This window comes from Carboxydocella sp. JDF658, assembly GCF_002049395.1.
Taxonomy (GTDB): Bacteria; Bacillota.
Genome location: NZ_BDLR01000045.1, coordinates 34562 through 53922, shown reverse-complemented (window position 1 = coordinate 53922; position 19361 = coordinate 34562). Strand labels below are relative to the sequence as shown.

The window sequence follows — 19361 nt, the reverse complement described above, 5'->3', positions numbered from 1 at the left end:
CCTGCTAACGATTGATAAAGATATCCTCAGGCAAATGGATACCCGCTGCCTCCAGTTTACTCATAAACTTGGGCCTGATGCCGGTGGCCCGATGCCGCCCGATAATCTTGCCTTTATCATCTACACCCATTTGCTCATAGACAAAAATATCCTGCAGCACAATGGTATCCCCTTCCATACCCACTACTTCCGTAATGTGAGTGATTTTGCGGCTGCCATCCCTGAGCCGGCTTTGCTGAACAATAACATCAATAGCTGAGGCAATTTGTTCCCGGATCGCCCGTACTGGCAATTCCATCCCTGCCATCAAGACCATGGTCTCCAGCCGGGCCAGCATGTCCCGGGGAGAGTTGGCATGGCCTGTGGTCAGGGAGCCATCATGGCCGGTATTCATGGCCTGCAGCATATCCAGGGCCTCACCGCTGCGCACCTCCCCCACCACAATCCGGTCCGGACGCATCCGCAGGGAGTTACGGACCAGATCGCGCATGGTAATAGCTCCCTTACCTTCGATATTGGGGGGGCGGGTTTCCAGGGTAACTACATGCTCCTGCCTTAGTTGCAGCTCAGCTGCGTCTTCAATAGTTATAATCCGCTCATCATTGGGGATAAAGGAGGAGAGGACATTCAGGGTAGTGGTATTATGGGTAATAAACCCCCCACCCGTACCAGCTATAAAATTGTGCAAATCACTTACTGTAATATCATAAACATAAGGCTCAGTATTTTTAATTAATTCAACTTCAATAATTTTGTCCCAGAAAACCGGATAACTTGCAATCTGCCCTATTTTTTGATTTGAAACAATTGGACTTTGGGCCAAAAATGTTAAGTGTTGTAATTTTTTTCGGTTTTTTAAAGAAAAACATTCATAAAATCTTTTTATATTATCTAAACCGCTTATAATTGCATAATGATGTTCCCTTTTACGTCGGTAGATAGAAATTATTCCATAATGAAGCAGTGCCTGTCTAATAAATTCTATTAATTCAGGACTTTTACTGCTATATTCCAGAGCATTTTTCCCTATATATCCGTCGCCGTCCCAAAGCCCACTAATAAAACCGGATAAACTATCATTATCAAGCTTATACCACCATGGTAGAGGCTTAATTTTATCTGCTTTTTTGCCTCTTGGCACTCCCAAACCCTCAAAAATTTCAACCAGGGCACTTGAATAAAATCTAATTCTCGGCGTTCTGTTTCTGGGAAATTCCAGTTGCCCATAGACTTCAAAATTTTCCTTAACAATCCTTTGTGCCTGTTCCAGTAAATCCACATTATTTCCATGAATTTCAAGATACTTTTTTCCTAGATGACCATCAGCAAGAAGTAACCCAAGTAGCCAGAATATATCTGTATTAAACTTATCAAGCGAAATATTAATTGTTTCATTACTAGTTTTTGCTTTAACAATAACCCTATTTATCTCTTCCGTTTTATTAAAATGTTTTCTAATTAACCACCAAAATTTAATCGGAATATTATTTTCCTTAAACCATTCCCGGACAGTAGAATAGTTTTTATTTAGTTTTCTAGCTAATTTTTTTAGTTCTTCATGGGCTAAAATGGGTTTAATATCTGCAAAATCATCCTTTACATATAGTCCATTAGATTCCATTAATTGATCTAAAATATTTACTTTTTCAGGATGAATAGGAAGATAAGACGGCACAGCTATCATCAGTCCTGTAGATAAATCACTTGCTTTTATCTCCGTTATGTTTCCATTAACCAGAGTGAAAAATGGATGTTCTGGAGTAACCTCAATTTCTCTTCCAGTTGCCGTTTTGATCTTGTAAATCTGATCTGGTGCCCGATGACGCCATAATCTAACATTTTCCGCTAATTTATATTCACCCTTTGTCCAGTCAAAAGACAAGACTTTTAAATTTGTATCAACATATTCCCAGCCATCTCCATCAGTATATGGAGGCTGTTTCAGCATGGCCTCGTCCACTTTTTTCCCGATAGAATTCCAGCCATCACTCCAGAGTACCGGTGTTCTACCAAGCATACACTTCCCCGAGCCCGTACCCCCGGAAACCACTATATTCAGTTTCCCTTTAACACAGGCATCCAGAAATTTGGCCATTTCCACTGTCAGAGTGCCAAACCGGATCAGGTCCTCAATTTTCAAGGGGTCTTTGGAAAACTTCCGGATAGTAATGGTCGGCCCCTTCAAGGCCAGGGGAGGTATAATGGCGTTCACCCGGGATCCATCCGGCAAACGAGCATCCACCATGGGCATGGATTCATCGATCCGACGGCCAATAGGGGCTACAATTTTTTCGATAATATGCAAAACATGGTCATTATCCCTGAATTTAATATCCGTTAATTCCAGTTTCCCTTTACGCTCTACATAAACCTGATTGGGCCCATTGACCATGATCTCCGAAACAGTAGGATCATTAATCAAGGGGTTGATGGGACCAAACCCCAGCACCTCATCGATGATTTCCTGCACGATTTTCTGCCGGTCCTGCCGGGGGATGAAGGCTGCCTCCTTATCCAGGAAAGTCTGCACCACATCTTCAATTTGCTGGGCCAGTTTAGCTTCATCCAGGTCTTCCATTTTCCCGCCCTTGCTGATTTCTTCTTCCAGTTCATTGATAACTTCCTTATGAATGCGTACCTTCAAATCAGCATAGGGGTCCCGGGTAACTTTAGGAGCGGAAGCTCCACTAAACCCGCTGTGTTCCCGGCTTTTTTCCCCTTCACTGCCCTTTTCTTTTTCCAGACGCTTCAAGAGGGACATTCTGTCTCACCTTCCTTTAGCCAAACCATCTGGAAAAGACCCCTTTCTTCTCTTTTTTCTGCAAATCCTCCTGATACCCCTGATCACTGATTACCAGGTGGGCCAGGTCGCGTATGGCCTGAGAGATTTTGGTACGGGGATCAGAGACCACAAAGGGAATTCCCCGGTTAACCGCTGCCACCACCACCCGGCCATCACTGGGTATATGGGCGGCAATTAACATGCCCAGGCTTTTCTCCACATCCTGATAATTGATGCCAATATCGCCAGAAGAGCGGTTGAGCACCAGTTTAACTTTGCCTTTGTGATGCAGGGAATCCAGTACTTCCAGACTGAGTTTGACATTTTTGATAGTCGGCAGGTCCAGGGCCAGGATAAGCAAAATCTGATTACACATATCCAGGGCCGTCAAGTTGGTCTCATGGAAAAAGGGCGGTGTATCGATGATAATGTAATCGTATTCTTCCTTCAGCTGATTGATAATCTTCTCCACATGAGCAGCAATCACCAGCTCAGCATATTCCGGCCGGCTGGGTGCTGGCAAAACCTTGATCCCGGAGGGATGCTCGATCAAATAACTTTCCATGGTCTCCTTATCCAGGTGAGCAATTTCCTGCACCAGCTCGGTGATGGTCCGTCTGGGCACAATGTTCATCATTACCGCCACATCGCCAAATTGTAAATCCAGGTCCACCAGTACCACTTTGCCCCGGCTCTCCTGGGCCAGTGCTACTGCCAGGTTGGTGGCAATAGTAGTCTTGCCCACCCCACCTTTAGTACTGAAAACGACTACCACCTGGGGTTCCCGCTTTTTCGCCGTATCTTCAACATGTAAGTTGACCCGTCGCTTTTTCTCCAGGTCATACACCCGGCGAATGGTTTCTGTCAATTCATCACTGGAAAAAGGCTTGATCATATACTCGCGGGCCCCGGCCATCATGGCTTTTTTCAGATATTCCTGTTCCCCCTGTACTGACATGATGATGATAGCCGCCGTAGGTACCCGAAGGGAGATGGTTTCTGTAGCCTCAATCCCATCCATTACCGGCATATTGATGTCCATCAGGATAATATCCGGGCGCAGTTTTTCCGCTTTTTCTACCGCTTCTTTCCCGTCTCCTGCTTCCCCGACAATTTCCATATCGTCTTCAAAATATAAGAGCCGCTTAACATTTTCTCTGGTCTCGGCATAATCATCCACAATCATAATCCTGATCTTACCCATGGGATTTCCCCCTCACGCTATCTCAGCTTGTAATCAGTGGAAAGATACGGAGTCACATTGTTTTTATCCTGGTCCACAGGGGAACGCAGGGCTAACTGAATGACCCCGTTACGGTTAATCAGAGCCAGTTTGGCCGCTTCCTCCGGTGTCACCGCCAGGGTCACAGATTTTACCCCATCGGTTTTGCTTTTTTCCGCTTTTTGCTCCAGGGTATTTAGCTCAGATGTGAGCTGGCTGTCAACAGCCAGCACCTCCACATTTTCCAGATAAACTTTGGCGAGAGGCCGCTCTACCACCTGGTTGTTTTCCATAACCGGCACACTCATTACGGTAATCACATCCACCCGGTCTCCGGGTTTGAGCAGCCCATTCAATGCGGTAATGTTATTAACTCCAATAGTAAGGGCCCGTTTACCTTTAGGTACAGTGTAGGCTAGCCCTTCTTTGTAGGCATCTTTGCCTACCAGTTTTGGCCCCAAAACCTGTTCCCCGCTCACAATCCGATCCAGAGTAATCCGGCCTACTACCTTTTTCAGATCCCGTTCCGCCTGAGCATGAATATACTCTTTCGGTAACACCTTTTTTTCCACCATCTCCTGGGTGATCACAGTTTTGGCCGGTATTTCCGTCCTGGCAACCACTACTTCGCCGGTTACTACATTATTGATCTGTTTTTTCATGGTTTGCAAATAATAATTGGTGGCCAGAGCTGCCCCCAGCCCGCAGATTAAAGCCAGAACAAACAATTTCTTCGGTGTCATGCTCTTTCCCCCTACTCGCTCAGCCTGGTCCCATATAACCCGAAACCAGCACTAGTGTCATCCAGTTGCTCTGCTGGTACAATGACCCTGACAAAATAACCTTTTATTTGGCAATCATTGCCATTGCCGGGCAATTCATTTTTCAATAAAAATGCCGCAAACCCTACCACCCGGGCGGTAGAGCGACCGTTTTTGGGTATATCGTCAATTACCGGTACATATAAAAGCCGGGGGCTGTTGGGATCAATGTTATCCGGGGTACTGTTATCGGTCATAGTCCCCAGCCGGTACTGAATGCCCCGTCGGGTTGGCCCTGACATATTCCCCGGTTCCGTCTCGATTATATCTCCAATAGCGATAACTCCCTGGTAACCGTATTTTAAATTATCTTCATAAGTTGAAGCCCCGCGTCCACCTAAAGCAACAGCCCCATACCAGCCATTATCACCAGCACCGCCCCCGTTTTTGAGGATATATTCCTGGCCAAAAACAAAATTCTGTTGTTTTACTGCCAGCGGGGCCAGACCCTTCATGGCTTTAACAGGGGCTACCCGGGCTGTCGCCCGTCTGCTGACCTGCCCTTTTTCTACTCCCAGCACCGGAGCAAAAGCAAAATTCACTTCTTTGCTCAAATTCACAGTAATGGATTTGTTATCAGCTCCAATGGTAATCTCTTTCGTAAGTAACTCTGTACCACCATTGGCAGCCAGATATTGTTCTGCTACCGCCACAGCTGCATCCGGATGATCCGGCAATTCCTGCACCCCGGCCAAAGCCGCCGCATCGGCCATGGTCTGCAGGCGGTTTTCCCAGAGATAATACTGGCCAAAATCAGCTACCATCGCCACCATCCCCAGCAGCCCCGTCAGAGCCAGGGCCACCAGCACGATTGCCGTCCCTCTTTCTCCGCTCTCTTTGCTCTTCATCTTTCCTCCCCCCTACTCCATCCGCATCTGCACACTGCCACTTACTGTATAGGGGTTACCGATAATTTCACCGATAATGGGGGCAAAGATTTGTACCGGGTAGGAAACCTGCACCGTTACCGGTTGCCCCCGCAGGCGATTGCTATAGGCAGGAGCGATGGTGATTTGCAGTTTACTGCTATCCAGGCCCACAGCTGTATCTTTAATCCTGGCGATAATAGCTGTATCCTGGGCCCCCACCACTGCCAGACGCGCCCCCTCCCGGGCCCCATTGTTCACCGTCAGATAGGCATGGAAAATGCGACCGAATTCAATAATGCCAAAGAGCAACATTAATAAAAGAGGCAGAACAAGGGCCATTTCCACCAGTGCCTGTCCCCTTTCCCCTCTTTTTCTTCCCATCCCCATTTTCCTCACCTACCTAACCAGAGTGTCACCAGTAAATAGCCCAGGCTGAGAGGAATGGCATAGGGGATAGCCGTCGGATCTGTCTGGCTGGTTTCTTCCTTCCACCACTGGCCGGTAAAGAGACCAACAAACAGCCTGGCACCTGCTTTAGACCAGGTTTGTTTAAACCCGGCCCAGCCCTGTTGCCAGAGGAGTCGGCCACACAGCCAAAGTCCCCCTAGAATGGCCCCTGCCAGAAAAGTATATAACGCCACTTTTCCCCCTGCCCAGGCACCGATGGCCGCCAGGAATTTCACATCTCCTGCACCCATTCCACCTACCAGAAAGGGCAGGATTAGTAGACCCAGACCAACCAGCCAGCCCAGCAAAGAGCCTTTCAATTCAGGCCAACCGCCCTGGTAATAGTGCCAGCCCCAGATCAGAGGCAGGGTATACAGTACCAGCCAGTTGGGAATGCGCCGATAGCGCCAGTCATAATAAATGGCAAGTGTGATGATAACCCAGAACAAACTCATCCCTCCGCCCGGGAAAAATAGGGCCCTACACCGAGGCACTCGGCCTACCGCGTAGGGCCTTGGGGTTTTTTTAGCTAGCACTAAAGCTTAGTCCTTCAAATACCGCCTTAATCTTATCCTTGAAAGCTATTACCGTTACAACCAGAGCCGCCGCCACCAAAGCAATAATCAGACCATACTCGGTCATTGCCTGACCAGACTCCTCTTTCCACAATCTTTTGATGATGTTCATACCAAATCCCTCCTTGCTAAACTTCGCTCTTTTTCACCCTTATGCATAAGACACAACACCTAAAAACCCCCTTTTACCGGCTGCCCGGCGAAAGGGGGTCACAAACCGACCTTCCACAATTCGGCAGCCTGGCAGTCATAGCGCTTATACGCCTTAGACCCATGGCTTTGCGCCCCCGGCTTTCACCGGGTTTGCCTTTATCGTTGTGTCTTATTGCCTTGTTCTGATTTTAGTATATACCCAATTAGGACAAATGTCTATGGGACCGCAGCTTTAATTTTTCTAGGACTTAGGTCCCAGACAAATGGTTTTTTTCGTACAAAGGTTTAATTTTATCTTTAAACAATATTAAAGATAATACTAGAGCTGCTGCAACCAGAGAGATAATCAGCGTGTACTCACTTAAAGCCTGCCCCTTCTCCTCCCGCCAAAACCGTTGAACTTTTCCCATACCGGTCCCTCCTCCGCTTCGCCTTTCAGGCTCCTACTTTTAGTATACATAAATGAAGGGGTATTAGTCTATGGATCTTAAGTCCCAAAAGCCTGCTCATTAAAAATTCGCAACAATGTCTGCAATTCCCGTTTCCCCTGTTGCCGCTGCCGCAAATCCAGAAAAACCACCCGCTGGTAGCGGGCTGCCAGATAGGCCAGACGGCGAGGCGATATGAGCGGAAACCACTTTTGCTCTACTACCAGCAGATTAAAATGTTCCCGCGCCAGTTTATCGGCAATGGCCAGAGTCTGATCCCAGGACCCCTGGTCAATGATGATAATCTGCAGCAACCAGTGATAACGATACTCGTATTGCAGCAGCCAGCGTACCACCCCTTCCAGATTAGTCACATTATTCCTGGTCAATAGCACCACGGAAATCCCATTCATTTGTGGTTGCCGTTGTTGACGGCGGCTGTAAAACAGTCCCCACAGCAGCAAGCCCACTAAGCCCAGCAAACAGAAAAAGGGCAGCCACCATGACATATAATCCACCCCACTCCGGGATTTTTGTCTATGCCATGATATGCTGCCTTCAGGAATTGGGTTCCTCGGTCAGTCCCATGCGCACAGCAAACAGCGCCGCCTGGGTCCGGTCTTCCACCCCGATTTTTTTAAAAAGATGGGTCAGATGATTTTTTACAGTCTTCTCACTGATGAACAACCTTTCCCCGATTTCCCGGTTGGTCAAACCCTGAGCCACCATGCCCAGAATATCCCTTTCCCGTCGGGTAAGCTGTTGCAAAAGCTGTTGTTCCTGCAGACGGGTCATCATGTGGCTGATTTTTTCCATTACCTCCGGAGCAATCACGGTTCCACCCCCGGTTACTGTGGCCACTGCCGCCAGCAAGTTATCAGCACTGATGTCCTTGAGCAGGTAGCCTGCTACCCCGGCCTTAATCACCTCCGGTGCCCGTTCATCCACCGCTACTGTTAGAGCGATGATCTTCACCCGGGGCATCAGCTGTTTCAACTGGCGGATAGCCTGAATACCATCAGTACGGGGCATGTTGATATCCATCAAAACAAGATCGGGAAGACATTCCCGGGCCTTCGCCACTGCCTCCGCCCCATCTCCCGCTTCCCCCACCACCTCCAGGTTGGGCTCTAGAGCCAGTACCTTGCGTAAGCCTTCCCGGATCAGAGGATGGTCATCTACCAGCAAAATCCTCACTATCCCCATAGCTAAACCTCCCTATCCTTCGTTGAGCGGTACTTTCAGCAGAATCTCCGTCCCCTGCCCTGGTCGACTGCGCAGGATGAAAGTGCCTCCTAACAGTTCCACCCTTTCCCGCATACTGGTCAAACCCAGGCTCTCCCGTTGCTTGTTGGCCAGGGCTTGTTCCACATCAAACCCCTGGCCATCATCCTTGATCAGGATGTTAACACTATCCCGGCCCATTTCCAGCCGCACTATAACTTTGCTGGCCCGGGCATGTTTCCAGACATTATTGAGGGCTTCCTGGACCACGCGAAACAGTCCTACTTCCACCGCATTATCCAGGCGCCTTTCATAACCAAAGAAGATAAATTCCGTGTTTAAATTATATTTGCTCTTATAATCCTCCAGATAGCGACGCAAAGCCGGAACCAGACCCAGGTCATCTAAAGCCATGGGCCTGAGGTCAAAAATGATTTTACGAATATCCTGCAGGGTATTGCGTACCAGCTCTTTCAGACTCTGCAGTTCCCCTTTAACTTTGTCTGGCTTCAGTTCGAGCAATTTCTCACAAAATTCCATGCGCAAAACAATATTGGCAATGGCCTGAGCCGGTCCGTCATGGATTTCCCGGGCCACCCGTTTTCTTTCTTCCTCCTGGGCCTTGATCACCCGGATACTCAGGTTTTGTTTTTGTGCCAGCCCTTCTAACTGATTGTTGACCTCATTCAGACTTCCCGAAAGGAAATCCATGACCACAGCCACCTGGGAAGCCAGATTCTCCGCCTTGGCTACCGTTTGCTGCATGTTTTTCAATGTCACCTGCAGCTGGTCCCGTTTGGAGCGCAGCTGGTTTTCCCGTTCCCGTAACAGCAGCAATTGGGTCTGAAGCTCACTGGCAGTATCATAGGCCCGTTTTACTTCCGCTTCTGAATATTTGCCCAGGCTGCTATCCACTTCTGCCAGCCGTAACCTGGCCTGCTTGACTTTCAATTCCAGTATATCTACCGCCTTAATTACATCATTGACCTGGTTTTCCAGCAGGACCAGTTCCCGTTCCAGCCGTACCACTTCCTTGCGGGCTGTTTCCGCAATATCGTAGATTTGTTGTTTGCTGTTTTCGATAGCTTGCAGGGTATTTTTTACAACTTTGTCCAGTGCCTCCAGGGATGGCATGGGCTATTCCCCCTGTTACTTCGTGTTAATCAATAGATTCGCTTAAAAAAGACGGATTCCTGCTACCAGTCCCAAAAAATTTAGGACCATAGTCCCAAAAGAAAACCCCGGGCCCTCACCCGGGGTAATTTCTTCTGCAATAACTAGAGTCCGGCATCAGCCCGCAGGACTTCCACCTTGTCCAGGCGCTCCCAGGGCAGATCCAGGTCATTGCGGCCAAAGTGCCCATAGGCAGCAGTCTGTTTGTAAATGGGCCGCCGCAGATCCAGAGTCTTGATAATACCCGCCGGCCGCAGGTCAAAGTGCTTGCGCACCAGTTCAATCAGCTTTTCTTCCGGCAATTTGCCCGTGCCAAAGGTTTCAATCATGATGGATACTGGCCTGGCCACACCAATCGCATAAGCCAGCTGCACTTCACACTTGTTCGCCAACCCGGCAGCTACGATGTTTTTGGCCACATAACGGGCAGCATAGGCACCAGAACGGTCAACCTTGGTGGGATCTTTACCGGAGAAGGCGCCACCACCATGCCGGGCCATACCGCCATAGGTGTCAACGATGATCTTACGGCCAGTCAGACCGGCATCCCCCTGCGGACCACCGATAACAAAACGGCCAGTAGGGTTAATGAAGTATTTGGTATTTTCATCCAGATATTCGGCCGGGATCACCGGTTTGATAACATGTTCAATCATATCCCGTTTGATGGTTTCCAGATCCACATCCGGGCTGTGCTGGGTGGAGATGACCACAGTATCCACCCGTACCGGCCGGTCATCTTCATATTCAACGGTAACCTGGCTTTTGCCATCGGGACGGAGGTAGGTCAAAAGCCCGCTCTTGCGCACTTCTGCCAGCCGCCGGGTCAGCTTGTGGGCCAGGCTGATGGGCAAAGGCATAAATTCAGGGGTTTCATTGGTAGCATAACCGAACATCATCCCCTGGTCGCCAGCACCGATGGCTTCGATCTGCTCATCGGTCATTTCCCCGGTTTTAGCTTCTAAAGCCTTGTCCACACCCATGGCAATATCAGGGGACTGTTCATCAATGGCAGTGATTACAGCACAGGTATCGCAGTCAAAACCGAATTTGGCCCGGGTGTAGCCGATTTCCCGAATAGTTTCCCGGGCAATTTTGGGTATATCTACATAACAGCTGGTAGTGATTTCACCGGAAACCAGTACCAGACCGGTTGTAACCGAAGTCTCACAGGCCACCCGGGCATTGGGATCTTGAGCGAGAATGGCATCCAGCACCGCATCGGAAATCTGGTCGGCAATTTTATCCGGGTGTCCCTCAGTAACGGACTCAGAAGTAAACAAACGCTTGGCCACTGTGCATTCCTCCTTTTTCATTTCCAATAACTTATCATAACAAATGCTACCTCTTATGTCAAACTAAAAAATTTTTGTTTAAACCCCTTTTAAAGCGGCAATAATTTCATCAGAAAGTGAACATGAGGAGGAACTGAAAATGAAAAAAACCGCTGTCCTGAAAGAAGTAGAAAAAGAACTGAAGGCCTTAGAAAGCCTGCTCAGGAAGCATCCGCCCCGCCAAGCCAGGAACGGGGGACGAAAATAAAGGCAGCCTCCGCTTTGGCCTGGCCCAGTTTTCCCTTTACCATTTCATAAGCCCGGGCCATGACATAATAACTGGCGTCATGGGCATCTCCGGCTACCGCTACCGGCCAGTCCTGTTTCAAAACCCGCCAGGCAATTTTTTCCGCTTCTGTGCCAAAGGCCCCCAGCAGGCTGCCCGCGGTGATTTGAAAACCGGCTTCCAGCTCGGCCAGGCGCTGAATTTTGGACCAATCACAGGCCAGCGCTGGCGTCCGTTCCGGATGAGCAATAGCCAAACTGGCTCCAGCCAGCTGCAATTGATAGATCTGTTCCAGCCAGTTATGCCCTAAATAATCCCAGGGCAGTTCCAGCAACAGTCTCTCTCCTCCATTCAGCCCCGGCAGTTTTCCTTGCCGCCAGGCTGCTGGCAATTCCGGACTCAGCATAGCCTCACAACCGGGCTTGATTTCCAGGGGCCAGTCCAGCTGCTGTAGACGCTGATTCAATTCTGCCACCAGTTGATACATGCGCTGGCTGCCATGGCGTTTAACTTCCCGCCAGTGGGGAGTTGCCACTATTATTTTCACTCCGGCTCCAATGGCCAGTTGACACATTTCCAGAGTTTCCGTCCAATCCCGGGCGCCATCATCAAAGGCAGGGAGCAAATGACAGTGAAGATCAATCAATCTCTATCCCCCCTGAACTTATTCTATCACAGGAGGAAAAAATATGTACAGCCAAAAAACCTTACTCTGGCTTTTACTGCTTAGCTTTTTCCTCATACCGTGGATTTTCCTGTTTCAGCCAGATACTGCAGCAACTAACCCCGTTGGCCCACCCCAGCAGCTCTTGCGTTTGCACGTTATCGCCAATAGCGATCAGACTGCCGACCAGGCAGTTAAGCTGAAAGTCCGTGATGCCATCCTGGCCTATCTTACTCCTCGCCTGGTCAGGGCCACCAGCCTGGAGCAGGCTCAGGCCATCGTCATAGCAGCTGAGCCCGAAATTATCAGGATTGCCAATCAAACCCTGGCAGCGCAACAATTTCCTTATCAGGCCCGGGTGGAAATCGGCCGTTTCCCTTTTCCCAGCAAGAGCTACGGAACTTTCAATCTACCGGCCGGCCGCTATCTGGCTCTCCGGGTTTTGTTAGGACAGGCCCAGGGTAAAAACTGGTGGTGTGTGCTCTTCCCTCCTTTGTGTTTTGTTGATCTCAGTCATAGTATTGCCGAAAACCCCTCTCCTCCACCCCGTTTGCGTTCCCGCATCCTGGAATGGTGGCAGGAAAGGCAGAAAAATCATCCCCTGGCCCGCATGAGCTAGGGGATGATTTTCTTTACATACTCTTCCATTTGAGCCTGACTCTGGGCCCCCACTACTGAAGCAACTACCTGTTGCTGACTATTGATGAAGAAAAAGGCTGGAATAGCACTGACCCCAAACTGGGCTGCCAGCTGCTGCCCCTGCGGGTCATCCACATTGACAATCAGGAATTCCACCTGACCTGCATATTTGTTCTGCAGAGCCAAAACCACGGGCTCCATCTGTTTGCAAGCCGGTCACCAGTTGGCATGAAATTTGATCACCATCGGCCGTTTTTCCTTGTACCAGCGTTCATAGGTCTGCAGCGGATTAGAAGTTACCTGAAAGGCTGTCAGTTTCTGCTTTTCAACCGGCTTTTGCCCGCCGATACTAAACCAGTCTTCCAGGTAAGCAATACTGCCGATGATGGCTACCAGCACGATCACCAGGGCCAGCCAGCGTTCCTTGTTCATGCCTTGCCCTCCCTTCCTTGAACTAATTTCATTTTAACCTGAAACTGTTACGAAATTGTGTCCAGGGAGGGGTAATAGTCCAAAAATAGTCTACTTAATAGTCTACTTTTTTAAAGCTTCCGCAATGGCACGGCCCACTTCTCTGGTTCCGGCTCGCCCGCCCAGATCCGGGGTTTTAATGCCCTCCTGCAGGACCCGGGCTACTGCTGTTCTCACGCTCTGGGCAGCTTCCACTTCGCCAAGATGGCCCAGCAGCATGGCGCCACTTAAAATCAAAGCCAGGGGATTAGCCAGGTTCTGGCCAGCAATCTGAGGCGCACTGCCATGGACAGCTTCAAAAACAGCGGCCTTTACCCCCAGGTTAGCTCCGGGAGCCACTCCCAGACCGCCTACCAGACCAGCACAGAGGTCAGAAACGATATCCCCGTAAAGGTTGGGCATCACCATTACATCAAACTGCTCCGGCGCCTGCACCAGCTTCATACAGGCCGCATCCACAATCACATCTTCAAATTCAATCTCTGGATACTGGGCCGCCACCTGGCGGGCGCATTCCAGAAAGAGCCCATCACTCAATTTCATGATATTGGCCTTATGCACTGCCGTTACTTTTCGCCTGCCTTCCCGCCGGGCAAAGCTGAAAGCCGCCTCACAGATGCGGATACTGGCTTCCCGGGTGATGATTTTAATGCTTTCAGCTGCATCCTTGCCCACCCGGTGTTCCACGCCAGCATAAAGGTCCTCGGTATTCTCCCGGAAGATGACAATATCAACCCCGGTATAACGGCTGGGTACCCCCGGGAGATTCCGGGCCGGGCGTACATTGGCATAAAGGTCCAGTTCCTGCCTCAAGGTTACATTCACACTGCGAAACCCCGTTCCCACCGGGGTAGTAATTGGCCCTTTCAAGGCCAGACCAATTTCCTTAATCTGATTGATAACTCGCTGGGGCAAGGGGGTACCTTCGCGTTCAAGTACTGCCGCCCCTGCCTCCAGTTCAATCCACTCAAAATCCACCCCGGTAGCTTCCAGCACCTCCACTGCCGCTGCTGTTACTTCGGGACCTATCCCGTCTCCAGGTAACAAAACAACTTTATAACTCACCGCGCTCCCTCTTTTCCAGATATTCTTCATAGATGAAGATCAATTCCTTATCAAACAGGGACCGTTTCAGTTCCACCGCCGTGGCCCGTACCTTTTCCAGAATAGCAGCGGCATCTTCCTCTGACAGGTTAACCCCATATTCGGCAAATTTTTTCTTGATGGCAGCAGTACCGGAGTGTTTGCCTATCACAATCTGCCGTTCCAGACCCACATCTTCTGGCTTAAAGACTTCATAGGTCAGGGGGTTTTTCAATGCACCATCAGCGTGAATCCCCGATTCATGGGCAAACATGTTGGTACCGACAATAGCTTTCCAGGCCGGCAATTCCCGGTTGGAAGCCATGGCCACATACTCGGATAATTCACGGAAGCGCTCGGTTTTAAAATTAAGATCGATTCCATAGAGGATTTTTAAGGCCATAACCACTTCTTCCAGAGCGGCATTACCGGCTCTTTCGCCCAGTCCGTTTACCGTTACGCCCACGTAGTTGGCTCCCGCCTTCACCCCGGCCAGGGCATTGGCTGTGGCCATGCCAAAGTCATTGTGGGTATGCATTTCCACATCAATGCCTACAGAGTCGATCAGAGTTTTGACATTATTGTAAGTAGTAAAAGGATCCAGGATGCCGATAGTATCACAGTAACGCAGGCGGTTGGCCCCGGCTTCCTTGGCCAGTTTGGCGAACTGAATCAGGAAGTCCATGTCCGTCCGGGAGGCATCCTCAGCATTAACAGAAATATAAACTCCCTGACTTTTGGCATATTCCACGGCCTTGACCATGTTTTCCAGTACCCATTCCCGGGAGGTCTGTAACTTGTATTTGATATGAATATCCGAGGTGGAAATGGAAATAGCCACTGCATCCACACCGCAATCAATGGATTCCTGAATATCCCGCACTACCGCCCGGTTCCAGGCCATAACACTGCAGCGCAAACCCAGTCGGCAAATTTCCTTAATCGCTTCTTTTTCATCGCCACCCATAACCGGAATCCCGCATTCAATCTGGTCCACTCCGATTTCATCCAGCATGCGGGCAATCCGTACTTTTTCCTTGTTAGCAAATACTACTCCCGCCGTCTGCTCCCCGTCCCGCAATGTGGTATCCACAATGTAAATTTTTCTGTTTACCACCGTCATACCCTCCCTCGCCAGTAAAACTGTTGTATATCAAACATTATAATGGTAGCGAAGGAGAATATCAAGGGATTGGCCTATTTTTTTATAGTCCATTTTGTCGAAACATCGTTGTGTGCATTGGTGTATACAGTATTTTTCCTGGCGATTGTTCCCCTGTAATATGTTCCTTTTTCTGATGTCCAGCCTTTCTTGCTGGCAATCATCTGAATGGATTTTTTCTCCCCTGCGACCAGGCTGACAACTTGCTGGGCAGTTAGCCCTTCCTTGCGGGCCGTAACATTATATACCCCTGGTGCCAGCTTGCCGAGACTGAAATAACCTTTCTCATTGGTACGCAACCTGGTGGTGCCAACATAAACCACCGCCTCTTCCAGGGGCGCAAGGCTGGCTGACATCACCTGACCACTCAACTGGGCCCATTCCAGTACCGTAAACCCGCGGGCATTACTGATTACGCCGTTCTTCACCACTGTAAGCTGGTAACTACCAGGAGGCAAGGACGGGATTGTGATCTGGATATTGTTCTCATTCCAGCTGGTGACCGCAGCCAGAGTGCTGCCAATCTGCACCTGACCCGGCCCGGTTCCAAAGCCAGCCCCACTGATTGTAACTGTATCTCCTGCGTAACTCTGTTCAGGTTCTATTTGTAGCACTACCGGTGTAGCATTTGGTGCAATCGCCTCAGCCAGGGATGAAGCCAGACCCCCAGCATGGCATTTGCCACAATCCGCCGCCAGCTTATGTCCAACCTGGCCATGCAACAATTCTGACCGATGACAGGCCTGACAGCGCCGGATGGCCCATTTATCCTTGATTTCGTGGCAAAGGTTGCAGTTTTCCAGACCAGTACCATGGTGGTTTTGCCCTGGCCCGGGATAAGGATGGCATTGTTCACAACTGCGTAAACCCGGTATCATGGCCGTATTCTCCACAATGGTCCCATTACTGTTAATATCCCAGTCCTGCACCAGTGCCGGCAAGTGGCAGGCTGTACACTGACCGCTCAAAGCTTCATTTCTCCGGTGATGGGGACTGCTGGCATGACACTGCTGGCACTTCCTTACCACTTCTACCTGTCCCGGTGCCGTCAGCAAATGACAGGCAGAACAATCCCGCTGATCAGCTGCTGCCGCCAGATGATGACGGTCCGCAGTGGAGGTACCATGACAGTTCCGGCACTCTTCTTCCCCTACTTCTTCATAAGTTTTATCCGGCATCCCATGTATTTCCGGCCGGGTTGCTACCGCAGGCGCAAGGATAGTAATATTGAGCTGATTGCTGCTGCCATTGCTGTTAACTACTGTTACCGGATAATTGCCGGCATTGAGATCAGGCAGGCGGATTTGCAAATAGTTATTCGACCACTGTAAGAGTTCTGCCTTTAGTGGCCCTATTTGTACCCAGCCTGAACCACCAAAACCGGTTCCATTCAGGCTTAGAATTGCTCCAGGACTGGCTTCGGTAGCGCTTATTTGCACCAGAACCGGCCGGGGCTGGGGCAATTCCGGGTCCGGCAGAGATGTGCCACTACCATGACACTGGTTGCATTCCCCACCGTGCAGGAGATGCAGCTTGCTGGACTGATGGCAGGAAAGACAGCGACTTACTGATATGCCCCCGGAATTGCTGCTGTGGCACCAGGAACACTGCTGTAATCCCTCCTCATGGTGTAAAGAAGTCAACCCTTCTGTATGACACAGCCGGCATTTATTGATATCCGCATCAGTGACTGCTGTTGTTGCTAACCCATAGTCATCTACCACATCCCCGTAATGACAGGCAGTGCATTGACCCAACTGGGCTTCCTGAGTCAGATGGTGACTGTCTTTCACATGGCAGATTTTGCAATCACTGACTGCGGTTATTTTCCCCTCCTGAGACTGGTGACAGTAATCACAGGTAACTACCAGTGCTTTCAAGCTCAAATGATGCCGGTTCTGCGTAGTACTGCCGTGACAACTGCGGCAGTCCATTTCTGTGAGTGCACCATAGGTACGATCCGGAAAGCCCAGCTGCTGGGTAGTTTGGGCCCAGGCTTGTCCGGTTAGAAGAAATAAAATTAAGGTACATAAAAATAAAATTGCTCTTTTCATTTAAATCCCTGCCTTCCTGACTAGCTAAGGGGAAAAGCCGCACTTCACAGAGGAAGTGCGGCTGAAATATTTAGTAAACCTTGAAAGTCTTTTCTGCGGTTACGCCACCAAAAGTTTTAATTTTTACTTTGTGATATCCTACTGTAAGCCCAGCGGGTACCTTGAACTGAATTTTTGTAGAACTCCAGAAGGTAGCCGGTACAGGCACCCCGTCAACCAGGATCTGGCTGGCACCCTGTTGCGCCCCAAAATTGTAACCAATAGCGGATATTGTCCAACCGACTTTAGCGGTAGTAGGACTGATCGAACCCAGATAAGGCACACCCCAGACATTCAATATATTGGTACCACCTATAGCCCCGGAAGCTTCTCCGGCCGGGCTGGATACCCTCACACTGTAGGAACCAGGACTCAAGGTAGTCGGTACAGTGAACTTGATGGTGTTATTGTCCACTACCGTAAATTCTACCGGTATCTGAGTAGCACCATAGCTCAGCTTGACACTGTCCACTGCCGGAACCAGGAAGTTCTTACCGGTGATAGTCACCTCACCACCGGCTTTGTACACTACATCTGCCGGAGCGATGTTATTGATTTGCGGACGGGCCCAAACAGTAAAGACCCGATACTGCGGACTTTCACCTTTCATGTTTACCAGACGCACATTATACTTGCCTGAGTTAACCATGGGCACAGTAAAGACTACCTGGTCATCAGTCCAGTAGTCAATCGGAGCCTCAGCATTTCCAAACATTACTTTGGAATAACCTTTAATAAATTCACCAAAGTTGGTACCGGTTACAGTTACCTTGGCCAGTATCGGTCCTTCATAAATATCAAAACTGTCGATAGTAGGCACAGCAACTGGCTGGGGCGGAGCCATTTCGGCAATCAAATTGGAATGGCACCCCTGACATCTTTCCACCAGCATGTTACCAGTTTCATCAACAGTGTGGCCTTTAATGGTGTGCAAAGTGCCGATATCATGGCACTGCTCACAATCCCGCACGGGGGCGCTGACATTGCCGAAATGACACTTGGCACAATCTATACCCGCATTAGCTACATAATGGTGAGTACTATTTTCACTCGGGTCATCTACCGGGCCAGGCTTGAAGATCGGTTTGGGTAAATCAGCCGAAGCATTGGTAGCATGGCAATTCCGGCAATCAGCAATGGCCGGAGTGATTAAGGATGCATCATAAGTAGGCAGTGGTTTGGAACCAAAGTCACTAACTACATTAGGATCGTGACAAGCAGTACACCGGCCCTCAATCGCATCTACGGTCTTGTGGTGAGGGCTTTCGGTGTGACAGGTTGTACATTCCCGGGGCACCGGCTGGATGGTGCCATTTTCAAACCCGTGACAGCGATAACAATTACCTTCGATTTTAACAAAGTCAATACTATGGTGGCGATCGGCCAGGTTGGAGCCGTGACACTGTTCACAATCAGGACGGCTCAAAAACTCCCAGGTGGTATCATACAAACCTTCATTCTGCGGCACATAAGGCATAGTAAAGGCCGCAGCCAAGGCCGTGCCACTGCCAATGACCAGCAGCAATGCGGTCATCAGCAAAAGAATCCACCCTTTTCTCATCCGCGCTCCTCCTTTCAAAACTTTAAAACTCCGGTTTATGCAATCAATCACTTCCCTCTATTCACCTCCTTCCCATAAGGAATTATACCTTACGGGGCTGATTTTCTTTGTCGAAGTTGGTATGAGATGACATTTTTTCTTGCGACATTTTTCACCATCATTGCCTTTGCTCTCCCAACCTATACCGAATAATAAGGGACAGGTTGTCGATATACTGTCGAAACCTGTCCCTTAACTCTCAATATGTCAATCTGCTCTTAATTCCTTCCAGTATACTGCCCTTAATCACCACCTTTATCACCGTGCGGGCCGAAAGGTTACCATCATCGCCAGCACCAGCAGCGATAATGGTAACCGGATAAAGTCCATCCGGTAAATAGGGATCAGTGAAATGGATGCGAGCTCTGTTTTTCGACCGGGGATTAACAGGCAAC

The 19361-nt window shown here is 49.5% G+C and carries 20 protein-coding genes, 2 pseudogenes and 1 riboswitch; of the genes and pseudogenes, 1 reads left to right on the top strand and 21 read right to left on the bottom strand.

The features are described 5' to 3' along the window. Positions 1 to 4 precede the first annotated feature (4 nt). From JDF658_RS14800 to JDF658_RS08240, 14 genes and pseudogenes are all read right to left on the bottom strand, one after another. Complete coding sequence (locus JDF658_RS14800) at positions 5 to 2017, bottom strand: ATPase, T2SS/T4P/T4SS family (RefSeq protein ID WP_278308111.1); 2013 nt, start codon at positions 2015 to 2017, stop codon at positions 5 to 7. A 3-nt stretch (positions 2018 to 2020) separates the two neighbouring features. Next, positions 2021 to 2761, bottom strand: a pseudogene (locus tag JDF658_RS14795) (CpaF family protein); the annotation flags it as partial. Between the two features lie 16 nt (positions 2762 to 2777). Then, the gene (locus tag JDF658_RS08290; RefSeq protein ID WP_078666094.1) at positions 2778 to 3986 is read right to left on the bottom strand and encodes a response regulator; all 1209 of its coding nucleotides are present in this window, start codon (positions 3984 to 3986) and stop codon (positions 2778 to 2780) included. Between the two features lie 17 nt (positions 3987 to 4003). Further along, complete coding sequence (cpaB, locus tag JDF658_RS08285; RefSeq protein ID WP_078666095.1) at positions 4004 to 4747, bottom strand: Flp pilus assembly protein CpaB; 744 nt, start codon at positions 4745 to 4747, stop codon at positions 4004 to 4006. An 11-nt stretch (positions 4748 to 4758) separates the two neighbouring features. Continuing rightward, positions 4759 to 5673 carry a TadE/TadG family type IV pilus assembly protein gene (locus JDF658_RS08280; RefSeq protein WP_078666096.1) on the bottom strand — a complete coding sequence of 305 codons (915 nt, stop codon included), beginning with the start codon at positions 5671 to 5673 and terminating at the stop codon, positions 4759 to 4761. Positions 5674 to 5685: 12 nt separating this feature from the next. Continuing rightward, positions 5686 to 6075: a TadE/TadG family type IV pilus assembly protein gene (locus JDF658_RS08275; RefSeq protein ID WP_200803498.1), complete on the bottom strand. Its 390-nt coding sequence runs from the start codon at positions 6073 to 6075 to the stop codon at positions 5686 to 5688. Positions 6076 to 6086: 11 nt separating this feature from the next. Further along, complete coding sequence (locus JDF658_RS08270; protein ID WP_159071977.1) at positions 6087 to 6590, bottom strand: prepilin peptidase; 504 nt, start codon at positions 6588 to 6590, stop codon at positions 6087 to 6089. Positions 6591 to 6666: 76 nt separating this feature from the next. Next, entirely contained in the window at positions 6667 to 6828 is a 162-nt protein-coding gene (locus tag JDF658_RS08265; protein WP_078666099.1) for a Flp family type IVb pilin, read from the bottom strand. 119 nt (positions 6829 to 6947) lie between these two features. Further along, positions 6948 to 7034, bottom strand: a riboswitch (cyclic di-GMP riboswitch). A gap of 83 nt (positions 7035 to 7117) precedes the next feature. Next, a complete protein-coding gene (locus tag JDF658_RS14235) occupies positions 7118 to 7279 on the bottom strand; it encodes a Flp family type IVb pilin (RefSeq protein ID WP_107754147.1) in 162 nt (53 codons plus the stop codon). 77 nt (positions 7280 to 7356) lie between these two features. After that, positions 7357 to 7806: a glycosyltransferase family A protein gene (locus JDF658_RS08260; RefSeq protein ID WP_079907167.1), complete on the bottom strand. Its 450-nt coding sequence runs from the start codon at positions 7804 to 7806 to the stop codon at positions 7357 to 7359. Positions 7807 to 7855: 49 nt separating this feature from the next. Beyond that, positions 7856 to 8503 (bottom strand): response regulator transcription factor, encoded by a 648-nt coding sequence (locus JDF658_RS08255; protein ID WP_078666101.1) that lies wholly within the window; start codon positions 8501 to 8503, stop codon positions 7856 to 7858. Between the two features lie 12 nt (positions 8504 to 8515). Beyond that, positions 8516 to 9655, bottom strand: a complete 1140-nt coding sequence (locus JDF658_RS08250) for a sensor histidine kinase (protein WP_079907165.1) — start codon at positions 9653 to 9655, stop codon at positions 8516 to 8518. A gap of 143 nt (positions 9656 to 9798) precedes the next feature. Continuing rightward, complete coding sequence (gene metK, locus JDF658_RS08245; RefSeq protein ID WP_078666103.1) at positions 9799 to 10989, bottom strand: methionine adenosyltransferase; 1191 nt, start codon at positions 10987 to 10989, stop codon at positions 9799 to 9801. A gap of 200 nt (positions 10990 to 11189) precedes the next feature. Beyond that, positions 11190 to 11900 carry a tyrosine-protein phosphatase gene (locus tag JDF658_RS08240; protein WP_078666104.1) on the bottom strand — a complete coding sequence of 237 codons (711 nt, stop codon included), beginning with the start codon at positions 11898 to 11900 and terminating at the stop codon, positions 11190 to 11192. A gap of 43 nt (positions 11901 to 11943) precedes the next feature. Here JDF658_RS08240 and spoIIR point away from each other — a divergent pair, with 43 nt between their 5' ends. Then, positions 11944 to 12537, top strand: coding sequence for a stage II sporulation protein R (gene spoIIR / locus JDF658_RS08235; RefSeq protein WP_078666105.1), 594 nt, complete (start codon positions 11944 to 11946; stop codon positions 12535 to 12537). Here spoIIR and JDF658_RS08230 read toward each other — a convergent pair. From JDF658_RS08230 to JDF658_RS14600, 7 genes and pseudogenes are all read right to left on the bottom strand, one after another. Then, positions 12534 to 12761: pseudogene (locus JDF658_RS08230) on the bottom strand (thioredoxin family protein); the annotation flags it as partial. The gene spoIIR and the pseudogene JDF658_RS08230 sit on opposite strands and share 4 nt — an antisense overlap. A 12-nt stretch (positions 12762 to 12773) precedes the next feature. Continuing rightward, a complete protein-coding gene (locus JDF658_RS08225; protein WP_078666107.1) occupies positions 12774 to 12989 on the bottom strand; it encodes a hypothetical protein in 216 nt (71 codons plus the stop codon). 102 nt (positions 12990 to 13091) lie between these two features. Then, positions 13092 to 14093 carry an isocitrate/isopropylmalate dehydrogenase family protein gene (locus JDF658_RS08220; protein ID WP_078666108.1) on the bottom strand — a complete coding sequence of 334 codons (1002 nt, stop codon included), beginning with the start codon at positions 14091 to 14093 and terminating at the stop codon, positions 13092 to 13094. Beyond that, complete coding sequence (gene nifV, locus JDF658_RS08215; protein ID WP_078666109.1) at positions 14083 to 15234, bottom strand: homocitrate synthase; 1152 nt, start codon at positions 15232 to 15234, stop codon at positions 14083 to 14085. The genes JDF658_RS08220 and nifV overlap by 11 nt, the downstream gene beginning before the upstream one ends. Before the next feature lie 74 nt (positions 15235 to 15308). Further along, positions 15309 to 17327, bottom strand: a complete 2019-nt coding sequence (locus JDF658_RS08210; RefSeq protein WP_079907163.1) for an IPT/TIG domain-containing protein — start codon at positions 17325 to 17327, stop codon at positions 15309 to 15311. Positions 17328 to 17397: 70 nt separating this feature from the next. Then, positions 17398 to 18927, bottom strand: a complete 1530-nt coding sequence (locus tag JDF658_RS08205; RefSeq protein WP_079907161.1) for an IPT/TIG domain-containing protein — start codon at positions 18925 to 18927, stop codon at positions 17398 to 17400. Positions 18928 to 19165: 238 nt separating this feature from the next. Next, a partial coding sequence (locus tag JDF658_RS14600) for a hypothetical protein (RefSeq protein WP_200805659.1) occupies positions 19166 to 19361 on the bottom strand: 196 nt, incomplete at its 5' end.

Excerpts from the sequence above, each read along its gene's own strand:
- JDF658_RS14800 (WP_278308111.1), bottom strand. The coding sequence starts at position 2,017 with ATGCTTGGTAGAACACCGGTACTCTGGAGTGATGGCTGGAATTCTATC.
- JDF658_RS08290 (WP_078666094.1), bottom strand. The coding sequence starts at position 3,986 with ATGGGTAAGATCAGGATTATGATTGTGGATGATTATGCCGAGACCAGA.
- cpaB (WP_078666095.1), bottom strand. The coding sequence starts at position 4,747 with ATGACACCGAAGAAATTGTTTGTTCTGGCTTTAATCTGCGGGCTGGGG.
- JDF658_RS08280 (WP_078666096.1), bottom strand. The coding sequence starts at position 5,673 with ATGAAGAGCAAAGAGAGCGGAGAAAGAGGGACGGCAATCGTGCTGGTG.
- JDF658_RS08275 (WP_200803498.1), bottom strand. The coding sequence starts at position 6,075 with ATGGGAAGAAAAAGAGGGGAAAGGGGACAGGCACTGGTGGAAATGGCC.
- JDF658_RS08265 (WP_078666099.1), bottom strand. The coding sequence starts at position 6,828 with ATGAACATCATCAAAAGATTGTGGAAAGAGGAGTCTGGTCAGGCAATG.
- JDF658_RS14235 (WP_107754147.1), bottom strand. The coding sequence starts at position 7,279 with ATGGGAAAAGTTCAACGGTTTTGGCGGGAGGAGAAGGGGCAGGCTTTA.
- JDF658_RS08260 (WP_079907167.1), bottom strand. The coding sequence starts at position 7,806 with ATGTCATGGTGGCTGCCCTTTTTCTGTTTGCTGGGCTTAGTGGGCTTG.
- JDF658_RS08255 (WP_078666101.1), bottom strand. The coding sequence starts at position 8,503 with ATGGGGATAGTGAGGATTTTGCTGGTAGATGACCATCCTCTGATCCGG.
- JDF658_RS08250 (WP_079907165.1), bottom strand. The coding sequence starts at position 9,655 with ATGCCATCCCTGGAGGCACTGGACAAAGTTGTAAAAAATACCCTGCAA.
- spoIIR (WP_078666105.1), top strand. The coding sequence starts at position 11,944 with ATGTACAGCCAAAAAACCTTACTCTGGCTTTTACTGCTTAGCTTTTTC.
- JDF658_RS08225 (WP_078666107.1), bottom strand. The coding sequence starts at position 12,989 with ATGAACAAGGAACGCTGGCTGGCCCTGGTGATCGTGCTGGTAGCCATC.
- nifV (WP_078666109.1), bottom strand. The coding sequence starts at position 15,234 with ATGACGGTGGTAAACAGAAAAATTTACATTGTGGATACCACATTGCGG.
- JDF658_RS08210 (WP_079907163.1), bottom strand. The coding sequence starts at position 17,327 with ATGAAAAGAGCAATTTTATTTTTATGTACCTTAATTTTATTTCTTCTA.
- JDF658_RS08205 (WP_079907161.1), bottom strand. The coding sequence starts at position 18,927 with ATGAGAAAAGGGTGGATTCTTTTGCTGATGACCGCATTGCTGCTGGTC.